This is a genomic window from Cellulomonas humilata, from assembly GCF_013359775.1.
GTDB lineage: Bacteria > Actinomycetota > Actinomycetes > Actinomycetales > Cellulomonadaceae > Cellulomonas > Cellulomonas humilata.
In genome coordinates, this window is the sequence record NZ_JABMCI010000068.1 from 151,062 (window position 1) to 168,993 (window position 17,932).

14 protein-coding genes are annotated in these 17,932 nt (G+C 73.3%); 5 read left to right on the forward strand and 9 right to left on the reverse strand.

Annotated features, from left to right (window positions below; translation table 11 throughout):
- Positions 1 to 15 precede the first annotated feature (15 nt).
- From cysK to HP550_RS15735, 4 genes are all read right to left on the reverse strand, one after another.
- Positions 16 to 951, reverse strand: coding sequence for a cysteine synthase A (cysK, locus tag HP550_RS15720; protein WP_175348621.1), 936 nt, complete (start codon positions 949 to 951; stop codon positions 16 to 18).
- 394 nt (positions 952 to 1,345) lie between these two features.
- Positions 1,346 to 1,960: a GDSL-type esterase/lipase family protein gene (locus HP550_RS15725; protein WP_175348622.1), complete on the reverse strand. Its 615-nt coding sequence runs from the start codon at positions 1,958 to 1,960 to the stop codon at positions 1,346 to 1,348.
- Positions 1,961 to 1,978: 18 nt separating this feature from the next.
- Entirely contained in the window at positions 1,979 to 3,169 is a 1,191-nt protein-coding gene (locus HP550_RS15730) for an NAD(P)-binding domain-containing protein (protein WP_175348623.1), read from the reverse strand.
- Positions 3,166 to 3,579 carry a VOC family protein gene (locus tag HP550_RS15735; protein WP_175348624.1) on the reverse strand — a complete coding sequence of 138 codons (414 nt, stop codon included), beginning with the start codon at positions 3,577 to 3,579 and terminating at the stop codon, positions 3,166 to 3,168. The genes HP550_RS15730 and HP550_RS15735 overlap by 4 nt, the downstream gene beginning before the upstream one ends.
- A 73-nt stretch (positions 3,580 to 3,652) precedes the next feature.
- On the opposite strand from HP550_RS15735, the gene HP550_RS15740 reads away from it, so the two are divergent.
- Entirely contained in the window at positions 3,653 to 4,735 is a 1,083-nt protein-coding gene (locus HP550_RS15740) for a winged helix DNA-binding domain-containing protein (protein ID WP_175348625.1), read from the forward strand.
- 293 nt (positions 4,736 to 5,028) lie between these two features.
- On the opposite strand, the gene HP550_RS15745 is transcribed toward HP550_RS15740, so the two are convergent.
- The gene (locus HP550_RS15745) at positions 5,029 to 5,775 is read right to left on the reverse strand and encodes a GH25 family lysozyme (RefSeq protein ID WP_175348626.1); all 747 of its coding nucleotides are present in this window, start codon (positions 5,773 to 5,775) and stop codon (positions 5,029 to 5,031) included.
- A 43-nt stretch (positions 5,776 to 5,818) separates the two neighbouring features.
- Entirely contained in the window at positions 5,819 to 6,718 is a 900-nt protein-coding gene (locus HP550_RS15750) for an AraC family transcriptional regulator (protein WP_175348627.1), read from the reverse strand.
- A 56-nt stretch (positions 6,719 to 6,774) separates the two neighbouring features.
- On the opposite strand from HP550_RS15750, the gene HP550_RS15755 reads away from it, so the two are divergent.
- Together HP550_RS15755 and HP550_RS15760 are read left to right on the forward strand one after the other, a co-directional pair.
- Entirely contained in the window at positions 6,775 to 10,155 is a 3,381-nt protein-coding gene (locus tag HP550_RS15755) for a DUF5107 domain-containing protein (RefSeq protein WP_175348628.1), read from the forward strand.
- Between the two features lie 43 nt (positions 10,156 to 10,198).
- Complete coding sequence (locus tag HP550_RS15760; protein ID WP_175348629.1) at positions 10,199 to 12,592, forward strand: beta-galactosidase; 2,394 nt, start codon at positions 10,199 to 10,201, stop codon at positions 12,590 to 12,592.
- Here HP550_RS15760 and HP550_RS15765 read toward each other — a convergent pair.
- Entirely contained in the window at positions 12,589 to 13,506 is a 918-nt protein-coding gene (locus HP550_RS15765; RefSeq protein ID WP_175348630.1) for an aldose epimerase family protein, read from the reverse strand. The genes HP550_RS15760 and HP550_RS15765 overlap by 4 nt on opposite strands.
- 273 nt (positions 13,507 to 13,779) lie before the next feature.
- Here HP550_RS15765 and HP550_RS15770 point away from each other — a divergent pair, with 273 nt between their 5' ends.
- Together HP550_RS15770 and HP550_RS15775 are read left to right on the forward strand one after the other, a co-directional pair.
- A complete protein-coding gene (locus tag HP550_RS15770) occupies positions 13,780 to 14,568 on the forward strand; it encodes a hypothetical protein (protein WP_175348631.1) in 789 nt (262 codons plus the stop codon).
- Positions 14,569 to 14,635: 67 nt separating this feature from the next.
- Positions 14,636 to 15,871, forward strand: a complete 1,236-nt coding sequence (locus tag HP550_RS15775) for a PP2C family protein-serine/threonine phosphatase (RefSeq protein ID WP_175348632.1) — start codon at positions 14,636 to 14,638, stop codon at positions 15,869 to 15,871.
- A 30-nt stretch (positions 15,872 to 15,901) separates the two neighbouring features.
- Here HP550_RS15775 and HP550_RS15780 read toward each other — a convergent pair whose 3' ends face one another.
- Both HP550_RS15780 and HP550_RS15785 read right to left on the reverse strand, forming a co-directional pair.
- Positions 15,902 to 16,807, reverse strand: coding sequence for an endonuclease/exonuclease/phosphatase family protein (locus HP550_RS15780; protein WP_175348633.1), 906 nt, complete (start codon positions 16,805 to 16,807; stop codon positions 15,902 to 15,904).
- On the reverse strand, positions 16,804 to 17,916 hold the full coding sequence (locus HP550_RS15785) for a PD40 domain-containing protein (protein WP_175348634.1): 1,113 nt from the start codon (positions 17,914 to 17,916) through the stop codon (positions 16,804 to 16,806). The genes HP550_RS15780 and HP550_RS15785 overlap by 4 nt, the downstream gene beginning before the upstream one ends.
- Positions 17,917 to 17,932 lie beyond the last annotated feature (16 nt).

The window sequence follows — 17,932 nt, forward strand, 5'->3', positions numbered from 1 at the left end:
TGTATCTCCGGACGATCAGTCGACGAGGTCCGCGTACAGGATCGTCGACAGGTAGCGCTCACCGAAGGACGGGATGATCGCGACGATGAGCTTGCCGGCGTTCTCCGGGCGCTGGGCCAGCAGGGTCGCGGCGTGCAGGGCGGCGCCGGACGAGATGCCGACCAGCAGACCCTCCTCCGCGGCGGCGCGACGCGCGACCCGGACGGCCGTCTCGGCGTCGACGTCGATGATCTCGTCGTAGACCGTGGTGTCCAGGATCTCCGGGACGAAGTTGGCGCCGATGCCCTGGATCTTGTGCGGGCCCGGGGCGCCACCGTTGAGGATGGGCGACTCCGCCGGCTCGACGCCGACGATCTTGACGCCGGGCTTGCGGGCCTTGAGCACCTGGCCGACGCCGGTGATGGTGCCACCGGTGCCGATGCCGGCGACGAGGATGTCGATCTCGCCGTCCGTGTCCGCCCAGATCTCCTCGGCCGTCGTGGTGCGGTGGATCTCGGGGTTGGCCTCGTTGGCGAACTGCCGCGCCAGGATGGCGCCCGGGCGCTCGGCGACGATCTCGTCGGCACGGTTGACCGCCCCGCGCATGCCCTCGGACCCGGGGGTCAGGATCAGCTCGGCACCGAACGCGCGCAGCAGGAGCTTGCGCTCCTTGGACATGGTCTCCGGCATGGTCAGGACGACCTTGTAGCCACGCGCCGCGCCGACGAACGCCAGCGCGATGCCGGTGTTGCCGCTGGTGGCCTCGACGATCGTGCCGCCGGGCTTGAGCTCCCCGGACGCCTCGGCCGCGTTGATGATGGCCACGCCGATGCGGTCCTTCACGGAGTTGGCCGGGTTGTAGAACTCGAGCTTGCCGACGACGGTGGCGGGGGCCCCGTCGGTGATCTTGTTGATGCGGACCAGCGGGGTGTTGCCGATGAGCGCCGTCGCGTCGTCGTAGATGCGTGCCATGGTTCCTCTTCGGTCGAGGCTGCCGGCGGACCGACAGCTGGTGGGGGACTGACTAGCCATGCGTCTGGTGCACCGGCCGCGCGCGGGCGCCGGTCGGGCGGCACGGATCAGCAGGGGATGTCCGTGCCGGGACGGGGCGAGCGCTGGCGCGGACGGTCCCCGGTCAGGGGATCCTCGCGCGAAGGAGCAGCCAGCGCTCTACAGACAGCGACAACAGGGCAGCGCCACGCGGGCGCGCCCGAGGACGGCGGGGGCGGCAGTGTGCACGCGCATCGCTTCGTCGTCCTCCGTGACCGGTTCGGTCGGTCGCCTCCCGCGAGTGCGGGACACGATCGGCCATGACGCTAGCGCCAACGTCGGCGCGCGCGCAAAGAGTCCCCACCAGACGGACGCCTCAGCCGAGGCCGACCGCCGCCAGCCACGCCTCCGCGAGCAGCCCGTGCCCCGCGGACGTCGGGTGCACGCCGTCCGACGCCCACGTCGCGGCCCCGGTCCGTGCGGCGGCCGCGGCGAACAGCCCGTCGGCCGGCACGAGCACCGCACGCCGCTCCGTCGCCACGCGGCGCACCACGGCGATCCGTGGGTCCAGGTCCTCGCGCCACGCGTGCTGGGCAGCGGTGACCGGCACGACGAACGGCTCGATGAGCACCAGGCGGTCGACCGTCCCCGCCACCGCCCGAAGGTTCTCCTCGTACTCGTCGGTGGAGGTCGGGTCGCCCTCGTCGTAGCGCCGCCAGGTGTCGTTGATGCCGATGAGGATCGACACGACCGTCGGCGCGAGGGCGACGGCGTCGTCGTCCCAGCGCGCGCGCAGCATCGCGGACGTGTCCCCGCCGACGCCGCGGTTGAGGAACGTGAGCGCGAGGTCGGGCCGACGCGCACCCGCGAGCGCGGCGACGATGCCGGCGTACCCGTGCCCGAGGCTGGCCGGGTCGGAGCGGTCACGGCCCCAGTCGGTCACGGAGTCGCCGGTCAGCAGGACACGGTCGTGGGGTGCCAGGAACGTCACCGGGACACCCCATCACACTCAGGCGGCGGACAGGTGCGCTTCGACGGCTCTCGCGACGGCCGCGGCGTCGGCCGGCATTCCCTCGAAGTTGGACGACCCGCGACGGCGCATCCACCGCAGCCCCAGGAACCACAGGCCAGGCAGGTCCGCCGCGCCGTCGCGCTGGCGGGGGACGCCACGGTCATCGAGCAGCTCGGCCGGGAGCCACGCGTGACTGCCGCGCATGCCCGTGCACCACACGATGCCGCTCACGTCGTCGTCCGACAGGTCCAGCTCGAGGCCCTCGCGCACCGGGAACGAGGTGAGGTCCTCCTCCGGCACGGCCGGCGGGGCATCGAGGCCGAGCCGGTCGATCACGGCGTCGACGAGCGTGCAGGCGCGGGCCGCGAACTCCTCACCGGCGGCGATGTTGCGGCGCGCCGAGCCGTCCACGAGCAACCGCCCGCCGACCGCCCCGGTCACCCGACCCAGGAGGCCGAGGCCGTCGCGAGCCATCCGGCGCAGATCGGGGCCCTCCTCGCCGGGCACCACGAGCGGGTTCGGCCGCAGCCGCACCTCCGGCGGGACGTCGGACGGCCGCTGGTCGAAGAAGCCGGACACCGCGAGCCACGCGATCATCGGACGCCCCCGGTACGGCGACGGCAGCCTGCCGAGCGTCGACGTCGCGAGCAGGACGCGACGCCCGGCAGCCTGGAGGTCACGGACCACCTGGACGCCGGACTGGCCGCTGCCGACGACCAGCACGGTCCCCGCGGGCAGCCCGGCCGGGGAGCGGTAGGTGGTGGTCGTCTGCTGGGCCACGGGCAGCCCCGCCGCGAACGCGGGGACGCGCGGCGTGTTCTCCGCCCCCGTCGCCACGACCACCGCCCGCGTGCGCACCGGCCCCGCGGAGGTCTCCAGCGTGAGGCCGTCCGGGTGGGGGACGAGCGCGGTGACCGCGACGCCGGTGCGCACCGGGCACGAGGAGGCGAGCGCCTCGAGCCGCCGGACGACGTCGTCGCGCGGGGTGTACTCGTCGTCCGCGGCGGGCCCGAGCATCGGGTTGAGCAGGCCCGGCGTGTTGAGCCGGAACGAGTCCCACCGCGCCCACCACGACTCGCCCACACGCCCCCGCTCGAGGACCTCGTGCTCGATCCCGCGGGCGGTGAGCGCGGCGCTGGCAGCGAGGCCGGCGGGACCGGCCCCGACGACGACGCAGTCGGCGGTCACTGCGGTGCGGCCACGTTCACCATCCAGTCGACGCCGAACTTGTCCGTGCACATGCCGAACGTGTCACCCCACGGCGCCTGCACGAACGGCACGGTGACGGTCCCGCCGGCGCTGAGCGCGTCCCAGTAGCCCTGGAGCTCGGACAGGTCCTCGCCGCTGAGCGAGCAGGAGATGGCGCTCGAGCTCGCGAGCTCCATCACGTCGGGGGTGTCGGCGCCCATGAGCACCATCCCGCCGGGCGTCGTGAGGTTCGCGTGCATCACCTTGCCCGCCTCGGCCGGGTCCTCGCTCGCTCCGTACTCCCCGAACGTGCTCACGTTCAGCTCCCCGCCGAACACCGAGTGGTAGAACTCCATCACCTCACGGGCGTTGTCGCGGAAGCTGAGGTAGGGGTTCAGGTGCGTCGCCATGGGGGTCTCCTTCGACTGTGTCCGAGTTCGACCACCTTGCCACTGCCCGCCCACACGCAGAAGATCGACAGCCATGGACCGACTCGAGGTGGCGCACCGTCGGCTGCACAACCAGCACCTGTCCGGTCCGGCGCTGCCGGATCCCGCGGCTGTCGTCCGACACCTCGGCGCGTCGCAGGCGCAGGAGTACGCGATGGCCAAGTGGTCGCTGGGCCAGCGCACGACCGGCGCGGACGATGCCGCGGTGCAGGCGGCGCTCGACGCGGGCACGATCCTGCGCACGCACGCCCTGCGTCCGACGTGGCACTTCGTCGCCCCGGAGGACCTCCGCTGGATCCAGGCGCTCACGGGGCCGCGCGTGCGCCGGCTCAACGCGTACTACGAGCGGCAGTCGGGGATCGACGACGCGCTGGTGGACCGGGCCACGGCTGCGTTCGTCGGAGCGCTGGAGGGCGGGAAGCATCTGACGCGCGCGCAGGTGCAGGCCGCCCTGGCGCAGGCGGGGATCGAGGCGAGCGGAGTCCGGCTGGCGTACCTGCTGATGGCCGCCGAGCTCGCCTCCGTCGTGGTCAGCGGCGTGCTGCGGGGCAAGCAGCGCACCTACGCGCTCGTCGACGAGCGCGTGCCGCCGACGCCGGTGCTCGGCCCGGACGAGGCGCTGGCCGAGCTGACCCGCCGGTACTTCACCGGCCACGGCCCGGCCACGGTCAAGGACTTCTCGTGGTGGTCGAGCCTGACGCTCACCGAGATCCGGCGCGGCATCGTCCTGGTGGGGGACGCGCTGACGTCCGTGCAGGTCGACGACATCGCGTACTGGTTCGCGCCCGCCGACGCCCCGACCCGGGACCCGTCGCCCACCGTGCACGTGCTCCAGGGCTACGACGAGTACGCCGTCGCGTACACGGAGGGCCGGTCCGTGCTGAACATCGCCGACCTGGTCATCGCCCCCGCGAGCACGAACCAGGTGATCCAGCCGCTGGTGCTCGACAGCCAGGTGGTCGGCTGGTGGCGGCGGGTGGTGGAGCGGGACGGGATCGTGGCCGAGCCGCACCTGGCCGTCGCTCTGGACGACGCGCAGAAGCGTGCGGTCCGAGCGTCGTTCGACCGTCTGGCGGCGTTCGTCGGCGTCCCTGTCAGGGTGGAACTAGACAGCTGACCAGAGAGTGTGTATAGTTCAACCTTGGATCTCCCGGTCTGCGCGATGGTGTCAGCATCCCATCGCGAAGGATCGGCCCGGACATGGAACGCGTTGCTATGAGAGCGACGGACGGCCGTGGTCCGGGTGGCTGATCTTCGACAGCCCCCAATGGCGCTGGGGGCGGTTCAAGCCGCGCGCAACAAGGACAAGCGGGCGCGGTGGGCGAAGGCCAACAGGTGCTGACGGACATGCGGCCCCGGTGCGGCCCGCGACGAGAGTCGCGGAGCAGCACCGGGGTCGTTGTCGTCCGCTCACCCGGGGCTCCGCAGGGCGCGCAGCTCGCCCAGGTCGCCGTGGAACACGTTGAGGTCGAGGAACGGCTCCCGGCCGTCGTACCCGTCGAGCCGGTCCCGGTGCGAGTACTGCCAGAACGCCCACGCGCGCCCGTCCGACACGCGCGGCGGCAGGTAGACCGCCCGGATCCAGAGCGGCGAGTCCGGGAAGCCCCCGGCGACATAGCGGCCGTACGCGGCCTGGGTGGCGTAGATCACCGGATCGACGCCGTAGTGCTCGCGGAGCATCGTGACCAGCACCTCGAGCTCCTCGCGCACGGTCGACGCGTCCGGCGGGTCCCCGAAGAACTTCCCGTAGTGCTCGACGTCGACCGCGACCGGCAGGAGGTCGTCGTCGGCCGGGACCGTCGCGATGATCTGCTCCGCCTGCGAGCGTCCCGGGCTCTCGAAGCTGAAGAAGTGGTAGGCACCCACCAGGAGGCCGGCCTCGCGCGCGCCCTGCAGGTTCTCGGCGAACCGGTCGTCGACGAACCCGGACCCCTCGGTCGCCTTCACGTACGCGAAGTCGATGTCCTGCGCCGCGAGCACGGGCCAGTCGATGACGCCCTGATGAGCGGACACGTCCACGCCGCGCACGTCGTACCGCGCCGCCGGGATCCGGTTGGGCCAGAGCACCCCGCGCGTGACGAGCGCGGCGACGAAGACGACGACCACGACGGCCGCCGTGACCGAGGCGACGACGAGTGTCCTTCGGCGGGTGGGCACGTGCGCAGTCTCGCCGCACCGGTGCTCGCCCGGTGCCGGTGTCTCATGCGCCGGTCGGTCGCGCGCGGTAGGCCCGGGGAGGCATCCCGTGCACGGCGGTGAACTGCCGCGAGAAGTACAGGGGATCGTCGTAGCCCGCCGTCCGCGCCACCGAGGCGATCGACAGCGCCGAGCTGTCCAGCAGCTCACGGGCCCGCGCCATGCGCAGCTGGGTCTGGTACTCCAGGGGCGACGCGCCCACGTGCCGGCGGAACAGGGCGTTCAGCTGGGACGGACTCAGCCCCACCATCGCGGCGAGCTCGTGGGCGGAGGTCCGGCGGGGTGACGTCGCCCGCAGGTGCTCCGCCGCACGCTCGACCGGGCTGAGGCCGGGTCCCGGGGTGCGACGGCCGGTCGCGGTGATGTGGGCGAGCGCGTGCCAGGCGGAGCCCGAGGACCGGATGAACGCGGTCGTCGTCGTCCCTTCGTCCAGGGCGTCGATGACCTGCGCGACGAGGCTGGCGACGGGGGCCGCGTCGCGCAGGTGCGTGACCGGCCCCCCGGCGGCTTCGCGCGCGGCGTCGACGAGGTCGCCGGAGTCGGTCCCGAGGACGTGCAGCCACCACAGCGTCCACGGGTCGGCCTCCGAGGCGCCGTAGGCGTGCGGCTGCCGCGCGCGCAGCAGCACCGCGTCGCCGCGCCCCACGGGGACCGTGGCTCTTCCGGTCGTGCACCAGCCCGAGCCGTCGGTGCACACCAGCAGGACGTGCTCCGCGGCGCCGACGGGTCGTTCCCGCCCGTGCCGCGACGCGTGCGGGAAGAAGCCGGCGTCGGTGACGAAGAGCTTGCCCGTCACCGGGTGGCTCAGCGCGCGCTCGACCGCGGGCCGAGGGACGACCAGCATGCGTTGACCGGCGAAGCCCTCGCGAACGAACTCGTCGGGGCCGGTCGGCGATTCGTCCATGCGGGTCAGTGGAACGTGTATCGGCGAACCGTGTCAACCCCCGTAGGTTCATCCTCATGCTCAGCGAAGAGTCCAGGATCGTGCTGCCGGACGCGCCGGCCGACATCGTGGGACGGTCCGTGCGCGCGTGGACGAGCGCGATCTCGATCGACACGTACGAGGCGGGCTCCCCGGACCGTTACCCGGCCTACCTCGACCAGCGCGTGTACCAGGGCTCGTCGGGCGCGGTGTACCCGCTGCCGTTCATCGAGAGCGTCGCGCAGGTCAAGACGCCACGGCTCTGGGACGCGGTCCACCTCGAGAACGAGTACGTCCGGCTGATGATCCTGCCCGAGCTCGGCGGGCGGATCCACGTGGGCCTGGACAAGACCCGTGGCTACGACTTCTTCTACCGCAACGACGTGATCAAGCCGGCACTGGTCGGCCTCGCGGGCCCCTGGATCTCGGGCGGTGTCGAGTTCAACTGGCCGCAGCACCACCGGCCTGCCACCTACCTGCCGTGCGAGGTGGCGATCGAGGAGGAGCCGGACGGCTCGGTGACGGTGTGGTGCTCCGACCACGACCCGTTCGCCCGCATGCAGGGGATGCACGGCCTGCGGCTGCGGCCCGGCAGCGCCCTGATCGAGGTGCGGGCGCACGTGGTCAACCGGACCGACGACGTCCAGACGTTCCTGTGGTGGGCCAACGTCGCCGCCGCGGTCAACGACGACTACCAGTCGTTCTTCCCCACGGACGTGCGCGTGGTGGCCGACCACGCCAAGCGCGCGATCACGACGTTCCCCGCCGCGACCGACCACTACTACGGCGTGGACTACCCGGCGCAGCGCACGCCCGAACGGCCCGACGGCGACCGCCTCGACTGGTACCGGAACATCCCGGTCCCGACGTCGTACATGTGCCTGGGCACGCAGGACGACTTCTTCGGCGGGTACGACCACGGTGCCCACGCGGGCTTCGTGCACTGGGCGGACCACCGCGTCGCGCCCGGCAAGAAGCAGTGGACCTGGGGCAACGCGCCGTTCGGCTGGGCCTGGGACGCGCAGCTGACCGATACCAACGGTCCGTACGTCGAGCTGATGGCCGGCGTGTTCACGGACAACCAGCCGGACTTCGCGTTCCTCAAGCCGGGCGAGACCAAGACGTTCTCCCAGTACTGGTACCCGATCCAGGACGTCGGTCCGGTGCACCAGGCGACGAGGGACGTGGCGGTGCGCCTGGACGTCGTCGGCCAGGGGTCGACGACGCGGGTCCGCGCAGGCGTCGCGACGACGTCCCGCCGACCCGGCAGCCGGGTGCTGGTGCGATCCGGGTCGCTCGTCCTCCTCGACGAGCGGGTCGACCTGGCACCCGGCGCGCCGTTCGTCCAGGAGGTGACCGTCGGGACGGCCGTGCTCCCGGAGTCGTGCGAGCTGGTCGTGGAGCATGACGGGGACGTGCTCGTGACGTGGAGTCCGCGACCACCCGCCGTCGACCAGGCTGCGTCGACGGATGCCGCCACCGAGCCACCGGAGCCGTCGCAGATCGACTCGGTCGACGAGCTGTACGTCACCGGCGTGCACCTCGCCCAGTACCGGCACGCCACCCGGTCGCCCGAGCCGTACTGGTCCGAGGCGCTGCGGCGGGACCTGGGCGACGCCCGCTCGCACGTCGCCCTCGGTGCCCGGCGCCAGCATGTCGGCAGCCTGGAGGAGGCGGAGCGGCACCTGCGTGCTGCCGCGACCCGGTTGACCCGGCGCAACCCGAACCCACGCGACGGGGAGGCGCACTACCGGCTCGGTATCGTCCTCGGCCGGCAGGGGCGCACCGACGACGCCAGGTCGGCGCTCGCCACGGCGATGTGGGACGGCGCGTGGCTCGACGCCGCCACCGTGGCGTCCGCGCGACTCGACCTCGCGGACGGCCGCACCGCGCAGGCTGCCGACGACCTGGCCGCACTCCTGGTCCGGAGCCCCGGGCACCACCAGGCGCGCAACCTCGCGGCGGTCGCGGCGCGCCGCCAGGGCGACCTGGCCGGGGCCCGTGCCCACGTCGAGAAGACGCTCGCGACGAACCCGCTCGACGCCTGGGCGCGTGACCTCGCGAGCCGCCTGGGGCTGGACCGGTCGACGACGCCGGATCCCACCGTCGCGCTCGACGTGGCCAAGGAGTACCTCAGCATCGGCGAGGACGACGACGCCGCGGACCTGCTTGAGCACAGCAGCTCCGTGCCGGTGACGCCGGGTCGGACGAACGTCGGTCCGCTCGCGCTCGTGCACCTGGCCGACCTCGAGCTGCGTCGCGGTCGCCCGTCCGCGGCCGAGGAGACGCTCGCGAGGGCGCAACGACTCGACCGCACCTGGTGCTTCCCGTCGGCCGGGGACAACGACGCGCTGGAACGCCTGCGCCGATGGCTGCCCGGTAACGAGATGCTCGCGGAGCTCCAGGGCCACTGGCTGTACGCAGCCCGTCGGCGCACGGAGGCGATCGAGGCGTGGGAGGTGGTGGCCCGGAGCGCGGACGCCGGCCCGGTCGTCCTGCGCAACCTCGGCATCGCCGCCCACAACGTCCAGGGCGACCCGCTCCTCGCCGCCGACTACTACGCCCGAGCGCGGTCCCTCGCCCCGGACGACGCGCGACTCCTCTTCGAGTCCGACCAGCTCGCGGGCCGCCTGGGGGTCGACCCGGCGCAGCGCATCGACGTGCTGCTGGAGCGGCCCGACCTGGTGGGCTCCCGCGACGACCTCTCGGTCCAGCTCGCCGAGCTGCTGACCGCCCGCGGCCGCGCGCCTGAGGCGCTCGACGTGCTCACCGGCCGGGTCTTCCAGCCCTGGGAGGGCGGGGAGGGCCGGGTCCTGGCCGCGTGGGAGGAGGCCCACCTGAGCCTCGCGCGCCAGGCGCTGGCCGATGGGGATCCTGCCGCCGCGGTCGAGCACGCCCGTGCGGCTCTCGACCCGGTCCCCACCCTCGGCGAGGCTCGGCACGCCCTGGCCAACACGGCGGACCTGCACCTCGTGCTCGGCGATGCGCTCGCTGCCGCGGGTGAGCCGGACGTCGCGAGGGCGCAGTGGGAGAGTGCGGCCGAGCAGCACGCTGACTTCCAGGGGATGCAGGTCCACCTGTACTCCGAGCGGACCGCGGCTGCCGTGACCGCCCTGCGCAGGCTCGGACGGTCGCACGAGGCGCAACGGCTGCGCGACGGTCTCGGGGCGTACGTGACCGAGCAGGCCGCGGTCGTCGCTCGGGTCGACTACTTCGCGACCTCCCTGCCCACGATGCTGCTGTTCACCCAGGACGTCCAGGCGGCCCACGACACCCGGGTGCGCGTGCTCGAGGCGCAGCTCGCACTCCTGGACGACCGTGACGACGTCGCGACGGCGATCGCCGACGAGGTCCTCGCGCACGATCCGCTCAACCCGTACGCCCTCGCCCTCGCATCGCCGACGGCGCTCCGCGACTAGCGTGACGGCCGGTCATCGTTGACCAATCGCTGCAAGGAGAGACATGAACGACGATGCTCGCCAGGCCACGCTCGTGGCATCCCGCCGTCTCGCCGTCGCCGTACCCGCGGCTCCGCGTCGGGGTCACCTCCACGTCGGTGACAGCCCGGCCGGTCCCGACGCGATCGAGGTGACGAGCCGGTACGTCGAGCGCGCAGGACGCCCGTGGTTCCCCGTCACGGGGGAGATCCACTACTCGCGCATCCCGCGCGAGCGCTGGAGCGAGGTGCTCGGTCACGCACGCGCCGGCGGGCTGACGTCCGTCGCGACCTACGTGCTCTGGCAGGCGCACGAGCCCGAGCCCGGCCGCTTCCGGTGGGACGGCGGGCTGGACCTGCGCGCGTTCATCGAGCTCGCCGCGCGGCACGGTCTCGACGTCGTGGTCCGCATGGGTCCGTGGGCGCACGGCGAGGCCCGGTACGGCGGCTTCCCGGACTGGCTCGTCGACCGGGGACTGGCCACGCGGACGAACGACCCGGAGTACCTCGAGCTCGTGCAGGCCCTGTACGCCCAGACCGTCGCCCAGCTCGTCGGACTCACGCACGTCGAGGGCGGTCCGATCGTCGGGGCCCAGATGGACAACGAGCTCTACGACCAGCCCGAGCACCTGGCGCGGTTGCGGGAGATCGCCGAGGAGGCGGGGCTGCGGGTGCCGATCTGGACCGCGACGGGCTGGGGCGGTGCCCAGGTCCCCGACACGCTCCTCCCCGTGTACAGCGCCTACTCGGACGGCTTCTGGGACGACGAGCAGACGGAGTGGCCGGCGTTCGCGTCGTTCCACTTCCGCTACAGCCCCGTCCGGGACGACCTGTCGGTAGGGGCGGACCTGCGCGAGGCGCTCGACGGGATCAGCGTCGACGCCGGGGCCCCGCCGCTCCGGGACGACGACGAGGTGCCCTTCGCGACGTGCGAGCTCGGAGGTGGCATGCACGTGGCGTACCACCGTCGACCCCTGGTGACCCCGCGGGACATCGAGGCGCTCGCGCTGGCCAAGGTGGGCAGCGGCTCGATCTGGCAGGGCTACTACATGTACGCCGGCGGGACGCAGCGGACCGGACCGCACGGCTCCGAGCAGGAGTCGCACGCGACCGGCTACCCGAACGACGTGCCGCAGGTGACCTACGACTTCGCGGCACCCGTCGGCGAGCACGCGCAGGTCCGCCCCCATCACCACCACCTGCGCCGCCAGCACCTGTGGCTGCACGAGGACGGTCACCGGATCGCGTCGATGACCTCGACCGTCGGCGGCGGCAGCGAGGACCTGGACGAGCTGCGGTGGGCGGTCCGGTCGGACGGCCGCAGCGGGTACCTGTTCCTGTCGACCTACCAGCCGAGCACGCAGCCGCTCCCAGGACAGGTCGACGTGCAGATCACGGTCGACCTCGACGACGACTCCGTGACCGTCCCGACGGTGCCGGTCGACATCCCTGCCGGCGTCTCGCTGGTCTGGCCCCTGCGCTACCCGGTGTCACCCTCGGTCGTCCTGCGCAGCGCGACCGCCCAGGTGCTGACCCGCGGCAGCGACGACGACGGGGAGATCCTCGTCCTGGGCGCCTACGAGGGCATCCCCGTGGAGCTCGTGCTGGACGGTCTGCTCGACGTGGGCGGCGCCGGCGCGGGCGTCGTCCGGGGAGGGACCACCGTGGTCTCGCTCGTCGAGCCGGCGGGGCCGCGGTGCGTCGTCGAGCTGCCGGGCGTCCGGATCCTGGTCCTGGACCCCGTGAGCGCCCAGCGGCTGTACGTCCTCGACCTGGCCGGCCGGGAACGCCTGGTGCTGTCGGACGCGCCGCTGTACTCGCTCGGCGGCGAGCTCGTCGTGCACCCGGACGAGGCGCAGCACACCCTGTGGCTCCTGCCCGCACCCGCGGGACTCGTGGCCGACGGTGCGCACCTCAGCGACCCGAGGGACGACGGCCCGTGGCGGACCTGGACCCTCGACGCACGGTACGCCGGCCGCACCAGGCTGATGTCCGAGGTCGAGCCGCACGCGACGGCCGTCCCCGACCCGGTCCGGGGCGGTCCCATGGACCGCCTGAGCGCGCCGACCGACTTCACCGGTGCGGCAGTGGTGCACGTGGACGTGCCGGCCGAGCTGCTCGACGGCGCCGACCGGGCGCTCCTGCGACTGACCTGGACCGGTGACGTCGGCCGGGCGTACGTCGGCGACCGGCTGATCAGCGACCACTTCTGGCACGGGCGCGTCTGGGACGTCGACCTGACGCCGTGGGCGGCCGAGGTGGCGGCGTCGGGCGTGCGGTTCGAGCTCCTGCCCTGGCGGCGCAGCACGGGCGTGTGGGTGCACCCGAGCGTCCGCGACGTGCCGGACGGTGTGCACGTGGCCGCGATCGACCTGGTCCGGGTCGGCCGCGTGCAGCTCACCGGCGTCGAGAAGGACTAGGACAGGCGGGCCCGGATGCCCCACGCGAGGCGCCACCGGCCACCCGGCGGCACCCAGCGCAGCCCGGTGCCGGAGTTGAGGGCGTCGCCAGGAGCCGTCATCGGCTCCACCGCCAGAGCGCGCCAGGACGATCCGTCTCCGAGCGTCGGGTACGCCGGGCTCACGTAGACCTGGAGGTACGCGAAGCCGTCGTCGGCCCACAGCTCCAGGGCGCGACCGTCCGGAGCCGTCACCGTCGTCGCCGAGCCGCGCGTCAGGGCGAAGCACGCGTGCAGGTCGTCGGTGCCCAGGCGGCGCCCGCGGCGGAGGTCGAACGCGGTGCCGTCCACCCCGGCCGTGTCCCGGGGGACGAGCCGCTCGTCCAGCGGCAGATACGTGTCGGCCGGGACGCGCAGCACCAGGTCCTCGGTGGGGACGTCGCCGATCCGGAGGTAGGGGTGGGCGCCGAGCGCGACAGGCGCGGGCACGCGGGAGTCGTTGCGCACCTGGGACGTCACGGTCAGCCCGTGCGGCGTGAGCTCGTACGTCACCGCCAGCGTGAGGCTGAAGGGGTAGCCAGGCCCGGCCGAGACCGACCCGACGAGCGTGACCCGGCCGCGCCCGCGAGCACGCACGGCGAAGAGCGTGCCGCTGACGAGCCCGTGGCTCGCGTGCCCGAGCGCCGGCTCGTTGACCGGGAGCTGGTGCGTGACGCCGCGTTGGGTCCACCGACCGTCGCGCACCCGGTTGGGCCACGGGAACAGGACCGCACCCGCGCACTGGGGAGCGGGGGTGCCCTCCGGGTAGGTCTCGACGATCGTCACGCCGTCGACGACCAGGGCGCGCAGGCCGCCGCCCCGCAGGTCGAGGGCGGCGGTCGTCGGGGAGCCCGTGGTCGCCAGCGCGAGGGTCACGTCGGTGCTCGGACTCGGCACGGGAGCTCCTCTGGGGGAAGGGATGGGACGGGGCGATCAGCTGCGCTGGAGGCCCCGCGTCATGATCGCGCCCCACCTGGTGGTCCGAGGGTCCAGCATCTCCCTCCAGTCCCGTCACGCCGCCCTCCGAGCGACTCGGATCCGTCGCTGTGAGCAGGCGGGACCTTCGCCTCTAGGTGACGTCACGGCGCGAAGCACAACCTGGAGATGCGGCGAGAGCGCCGTCCCATCGGCGCGGTCGCGAGAACGGACGACGCGAGAAGGGGTCGATCGATGGTCCAGCACACAGTCGAGGTCGCCGTCGGAGCCCCGGTCCGCACCGGAGTGCGGGACGGCGACGCATGGGGCCCTCTCTACCGAACCGGGGCCGTCTGCGCAGGTCTGGCAGTCGTCTGCTACGCAGTGGCCCTGGTCATCGTCGCCACGACGACCGCGCCCCCGACCTCGGGCGGCGCGAGCGTGCTGGCATTCGTCGACGCGCACCGCACCGAGTACATCGTCCGGCAGCTGCTCTGGCTGATGCCCAGCCTGTTCCTGATGGTGGTGTTCCTCGCGCTGGCCGTGGCCCTCCGGGTCGAGAGCAGGAGCTTCGCGGCGATCGCCGGACTGGTCGCGGTCACGTCGTGGGCGGTGTCGTTCGCGTGGCCGACCACGGGCGACGGGTCGTTGGCCATGGTGGTGCTCAGCGACAAGTTCGCCGACGCGAGCACCGCGGTCGAGCGGGCGCCCTTCGTCGGCGGCGCGGAGCTCCTGATCGCCCTGAACGACGTGCCGGCCGCCATCGGGGTGCTGCAGACCCTCGGGATCCTGCTGATCTCGCTGCTGATGCTGCGGGGGAGGTTCGGGGCCGGGGTCGCCTGGCTCGGGACGGCGACGGGCGCTCTCGGGATCGTCGCCGAGGTGCTCCGGCCGGTGCTCGGCTGGGCCTACGCGTTCTACGGACTGCTGCTGTTCGCCTGGCTGGTCTGGGTCGCGATCGCCCTCTGGCGGTACGCGTCGGACGAACGCCCTTCCGGGCGGGTCGCGCCAGGCCCGGCGGGAGACCAGCGACTCGCGGGGTGACGCCACGCAGCGGTCCGCCCGGCTCCCTCGCGGCGCGGACTCCCGCCGGTCGTGCCATGGTTGCGCGATGACGGTGACCCCTCGGGTCGACATCTCCGCCCTGCTCACGGCAGTGGAGGATGTCTCGCCTGCCGACGCGATGTCCGTCGCCTCGGACGTGCTGCGCCGGACGCTCGGGGTGCAGTCCGCGACGTTCCTGATCGCCGACGCGGCAGGAAGCACGCTCGTCGACCTCGCGGACACCGATGGGCGCTTCGACCTCGACGGCACGGACCCGGGGCGCGCCTGGCGCGAGCAGCGCACGGTGCACGACGGGAACGGGTGGTCGTACACGCCCGTGACCGTGCGGGGCGACGCGCTGGGGGTCCTCGCAGTCCAGCTGCCGGCGCGCGACGCCGACGCCCCGGACGACGCGAACCGCACGCAGGACACGACGGCCGGGCAGCTCGCAGCGGTGGCGCACGCCCTGGGCTACGTCCTCATCGCGAACCAGCGCCACACCGACCGGTACGAGACCGCCATGCGGTCGGTGGAGTTCACGCTCGCCCGGGAGATCCAGCGACGCCTGCTGCCCCCGGGGTTCGTGTGCGAGGGAGGGTCCTTCACGATCGCCGGGTGGCTCGAGCCCTCCGCCAGCGCGGCGGGCGACACCTTCGACTACGTCGCGTCCCCCGACCGGCTCACGGCCTCGCTCACCGACGCCGCCGGGCACGACCTCGGCGCCGCGATGGTGGCGACGCTCACCGTGAACGCGCTGCGCAACGCCCGGAGGCGGGGCGCCGGCATCGCCGAGCAGGCGGACGCCGCCAACGCTGCCCTTCTCGAGCACGACGGGGTCCGCAACCTGGTCACCGGGATCCTCCTGGAGATGGACCTCCGATCGTCCGGTGGCGAGCACCGCCCCGACGACCGGACCGTGGCCCGGATCATCAACGCGGGGCACCCCGGCGCCCTCCTGCTGCACGAGGGGGACGTCACCACCGTCGCGCCCGCCAACAACCCGCTGCTCGGGCTGCGCGAGCACGAGTACCAGGTGCAGGAGATCGAGCTCTCTCCCGGCGACCGGCTGCTGCTGATGACCGACGGCATGTTCGAGCGCAGTGCCGCGAGCTTCGACCTGCCCGGTGCCCTGCGCGACACCGCCGACCAGCACACCCGCAGCGTGGCCCAGGGCATCTCGCGCATCTTCCTCGAGACGGTCGGCAACGAGATCCAGGACGACGCGGCCCTCCTGCTCCTCGAGTGGCACGGCGGGACCACCGGCCGTACCACCCGCCGCGGGGCGGACCGCGAGCAGCAGTAGCGCGGGCACGGAGCGGCCGTGCCGCTCGGTCTACCAGTTCAGCGTGCCCTCGCCGCGGAGCACGTCGTGGTCGGACAGCCACAGCGGCGTCGTCACGCCCCGGTAGTCCGAGCCCCACCGTGAGGCGGTGAAGAAGACGTAGTCGCACTTGCTGGGACCGCAGGTCGGTGCGTTGTAGGAACCGTCGCCGCCGGTGCGACGCTGGTCGGCCTCCACCATGACCCCGGTCCCCGTCTGGCAGGTGGTGCTCGACGTGCCGCCGAACCCGCCCGAGTAGAGCGGCCGTAGCGCGACGGCCGCGGCACAGCTCCGCACATCGACATTGGTGTCCACCCCGAGGAGTGCGGCGCCGCCGCTCCCCGCGTGCGTCGCGAGCAGGCCTCCGACGGTGCTGGCCTGCGCTGTGTGCGCCGCGCCGTGGACGGAGAAGTGCGAGCTGCACACGCGGAACGTGGCACCGATGACGACGTCCCCGCACAGCAGGTACCGCCGTTCGTTCTCGGCGAGCGGATTGGGCAGCAGGGTCGCGGTGACGTTGGTGGGCGCCGGGGCGCGGGCCAGCAGCGCGATGCCCCAGCTCCGTGCGCCGGGCGCGCAGCGGTCGTCGCCGATCCCGACGGTCTGGTAGAACGTGCCGTGCCAGGCGGAGCCGAGCCGCTGGAGCAGCCGGTCGAAGGTGTACCGGCACACCTCCTGAAGCGTGACCACGTTGCTCCCGGCGAACAGCACGCTGCTGGCGATGACGTCCGCCCGCTGGGCCGCGGTGGCGTCGCACTCGGGGTCGCGCCCGTACTGGTCGCACGCGTTGAACTCGAAGACCTTCGTCCGCAGGGTCGCGGCGTGGGCGGCGGACTGGGCCGCCAGGGTCGCGACGAGGAGCACGAGCAGCACCAGCAGCGACGCCCCAAGGCTCCGGTGGCGGCGTCGGGTTCTCATGGCAGGGCGCATCGGGGGATCTCCAGCCGGTCCGCGCTCACCAGGCCCAGGTCGGCCCCGACCTCGGCCACGGAGGTCGCCACGAAGCGTCCGCCCGCGGTGCGCGACCACGTGCGGGCAACAGGGGAGGACTCGGTGCTGTTGTCGAGCATCGTCACCCGGGAGCCGTCGGCGGCCGAGTACACCAGGTCACCGCGGACGCCCCGCAGCACGGTCGCCGACCGCCCTGTCGCGACGTCGATCTCAGTGACCTGGTCCCGCGGTGCGCCGGCGGCGGTCGGTGCGCGACCCTCGACGGCCAGCAGCCTCGTGCCGTCGGGCGACCAGTCCAGCGCGAGCAGGGCGGTTGCGGCATCCGCCCGGTGGACGGTGGTGCTGCCGCCGGTCGTTGCGTCCACCACCTGGACCTCCTGGGACGCGTCCGGCAGCGTCGCGACGAACGCCAGCCATCGCCCGTCGGGGCTCCACGTGAGCTCACGCGTCGCGACGACGGCCGGCCCGGCGCTGCGCGCCGTCTCGGGGGCGAGACTGCGCGGGGCAGCCACGGCGGGCAGGTCCACCAGGGCGGCCGTCGACGAGCCCGCGCCCGGCTGTTCTCCGGCGGTGAAGACGGTCAGCCCGAGCCGGGACCCGTCCGGGTCGGGTGCCACGCCACCGACGTCCGGCGCTTCCAGCACGACCTGCTGTCGCCCGGTGGCGAGGCCGATCGCCACCACCTTGTCGGCCGGTGTCGTGCGCGCCGCCGACGACTCCCCGGCGGCGGCCGGGGACGCGTAGACGGTGGTGGCGTCCGCGACGATGCCGAACTCGTACGAGCCGAGGTCGGTGGTCACCGGCGACACGGAGCCGTCCGGCCGCACCCCGTAGATGTCGGACGACGGAGAGGACCCGGGCCCCTGCACCAGCTCGCCGTCGGCTGTGAAGCCCCGGAACACCGCGATGAACGGCTGGTCGCCGCAGGGGACGAGCCGCGCGAACGGGGCGCCGTCGACCCGCCGCGCGTCCCGAGGTCCGGCATCGAAGGTCGACGCGCATGCCGGCACGAGCATCGCGATCCCGAGGAGCGGCGCGACCGTGCGCGCACGCCGAGCTCCGGTCGTGGATGTCATGCCGGCCCCCCGCCGT

What these genes read in the sequence shown, in the direction of transcription:
- HP550_RS15735 (WP_175348624.1), bottom strand. Translation starts at nt 3,579, where the DNA reads ATGGCGACGCACCTGAACCCCTACCTCAGCTTCCGCGACAACGCCCGT.
- cysK (WP_175348621.1), bottom strand. Translation starts at nt 951, where the DNA reads ATGGCACGCATCTACGACGACGCGACGGCGCTCATCGGCAACACCCCG.
- HP550_RS15760 (WP_175348629.1), top strand. Translation starts at nt 10,199, where the DNA reads ATGAACGACGATGCTCGCCAGGCCACGCTCGTGGCATCCCGCCGTCTC.
- HP550_RS15785 (WP_175348634.1), bottom strand. Translation starts at nt 17,916, where the DNA reads ATGACATCCACGACCGGAGCTCGGCGTGCGCGCACGGTCGCGCCGCTC.
- HP550_RS15740 (WP_175348625.1), top strand. Translation starts at nt 3,653, where the DNA reads ATGGACCGACTCGAGGTGGCGCACCGTCGGCTGCACAACCAGCACCTG.
- HP550_RS15780 (WP_175348633.1), bottom strand. Translation starts at nt 16,807, where the DNA reads ATGAGAACCCGACGCCGCCACCGGAGCCTTGGGGCGTCGCTGCTGGTG.
- HP550_RS15770 (WP_175348631.1), top strand. Translation starts at nt 13,780, where the DNA reads ATGGTCCAGCACACAGTCGAGGTCGCCGTCGGAGCCCCGGTCCGCACC.
- HP550_RS15775 (WP_175348632.1), top strand. Translation starts at nt 14,636, where the DNA reads ATGACGGTGACCCCTCGGGTCGACATCTCCGCCCTGCTCACGGCAGTG.
- HP550_RS15755 (WP_175348628.1), top strand. Translation starts at nt 6,775, where the DNA reads ATGCTCAGCGAAGAGTCCAGGATCGTGCTGCCGGACGCGCCGGCCGAC.
- HP550_RS15750 (WP_175348627.1), bottom strand. Translation starts at nt 6,718, where the DNA reads ATGGACGAATCGCCGACCGGCCCCGACGAGTTCGTTCGCGAGGGCTTC.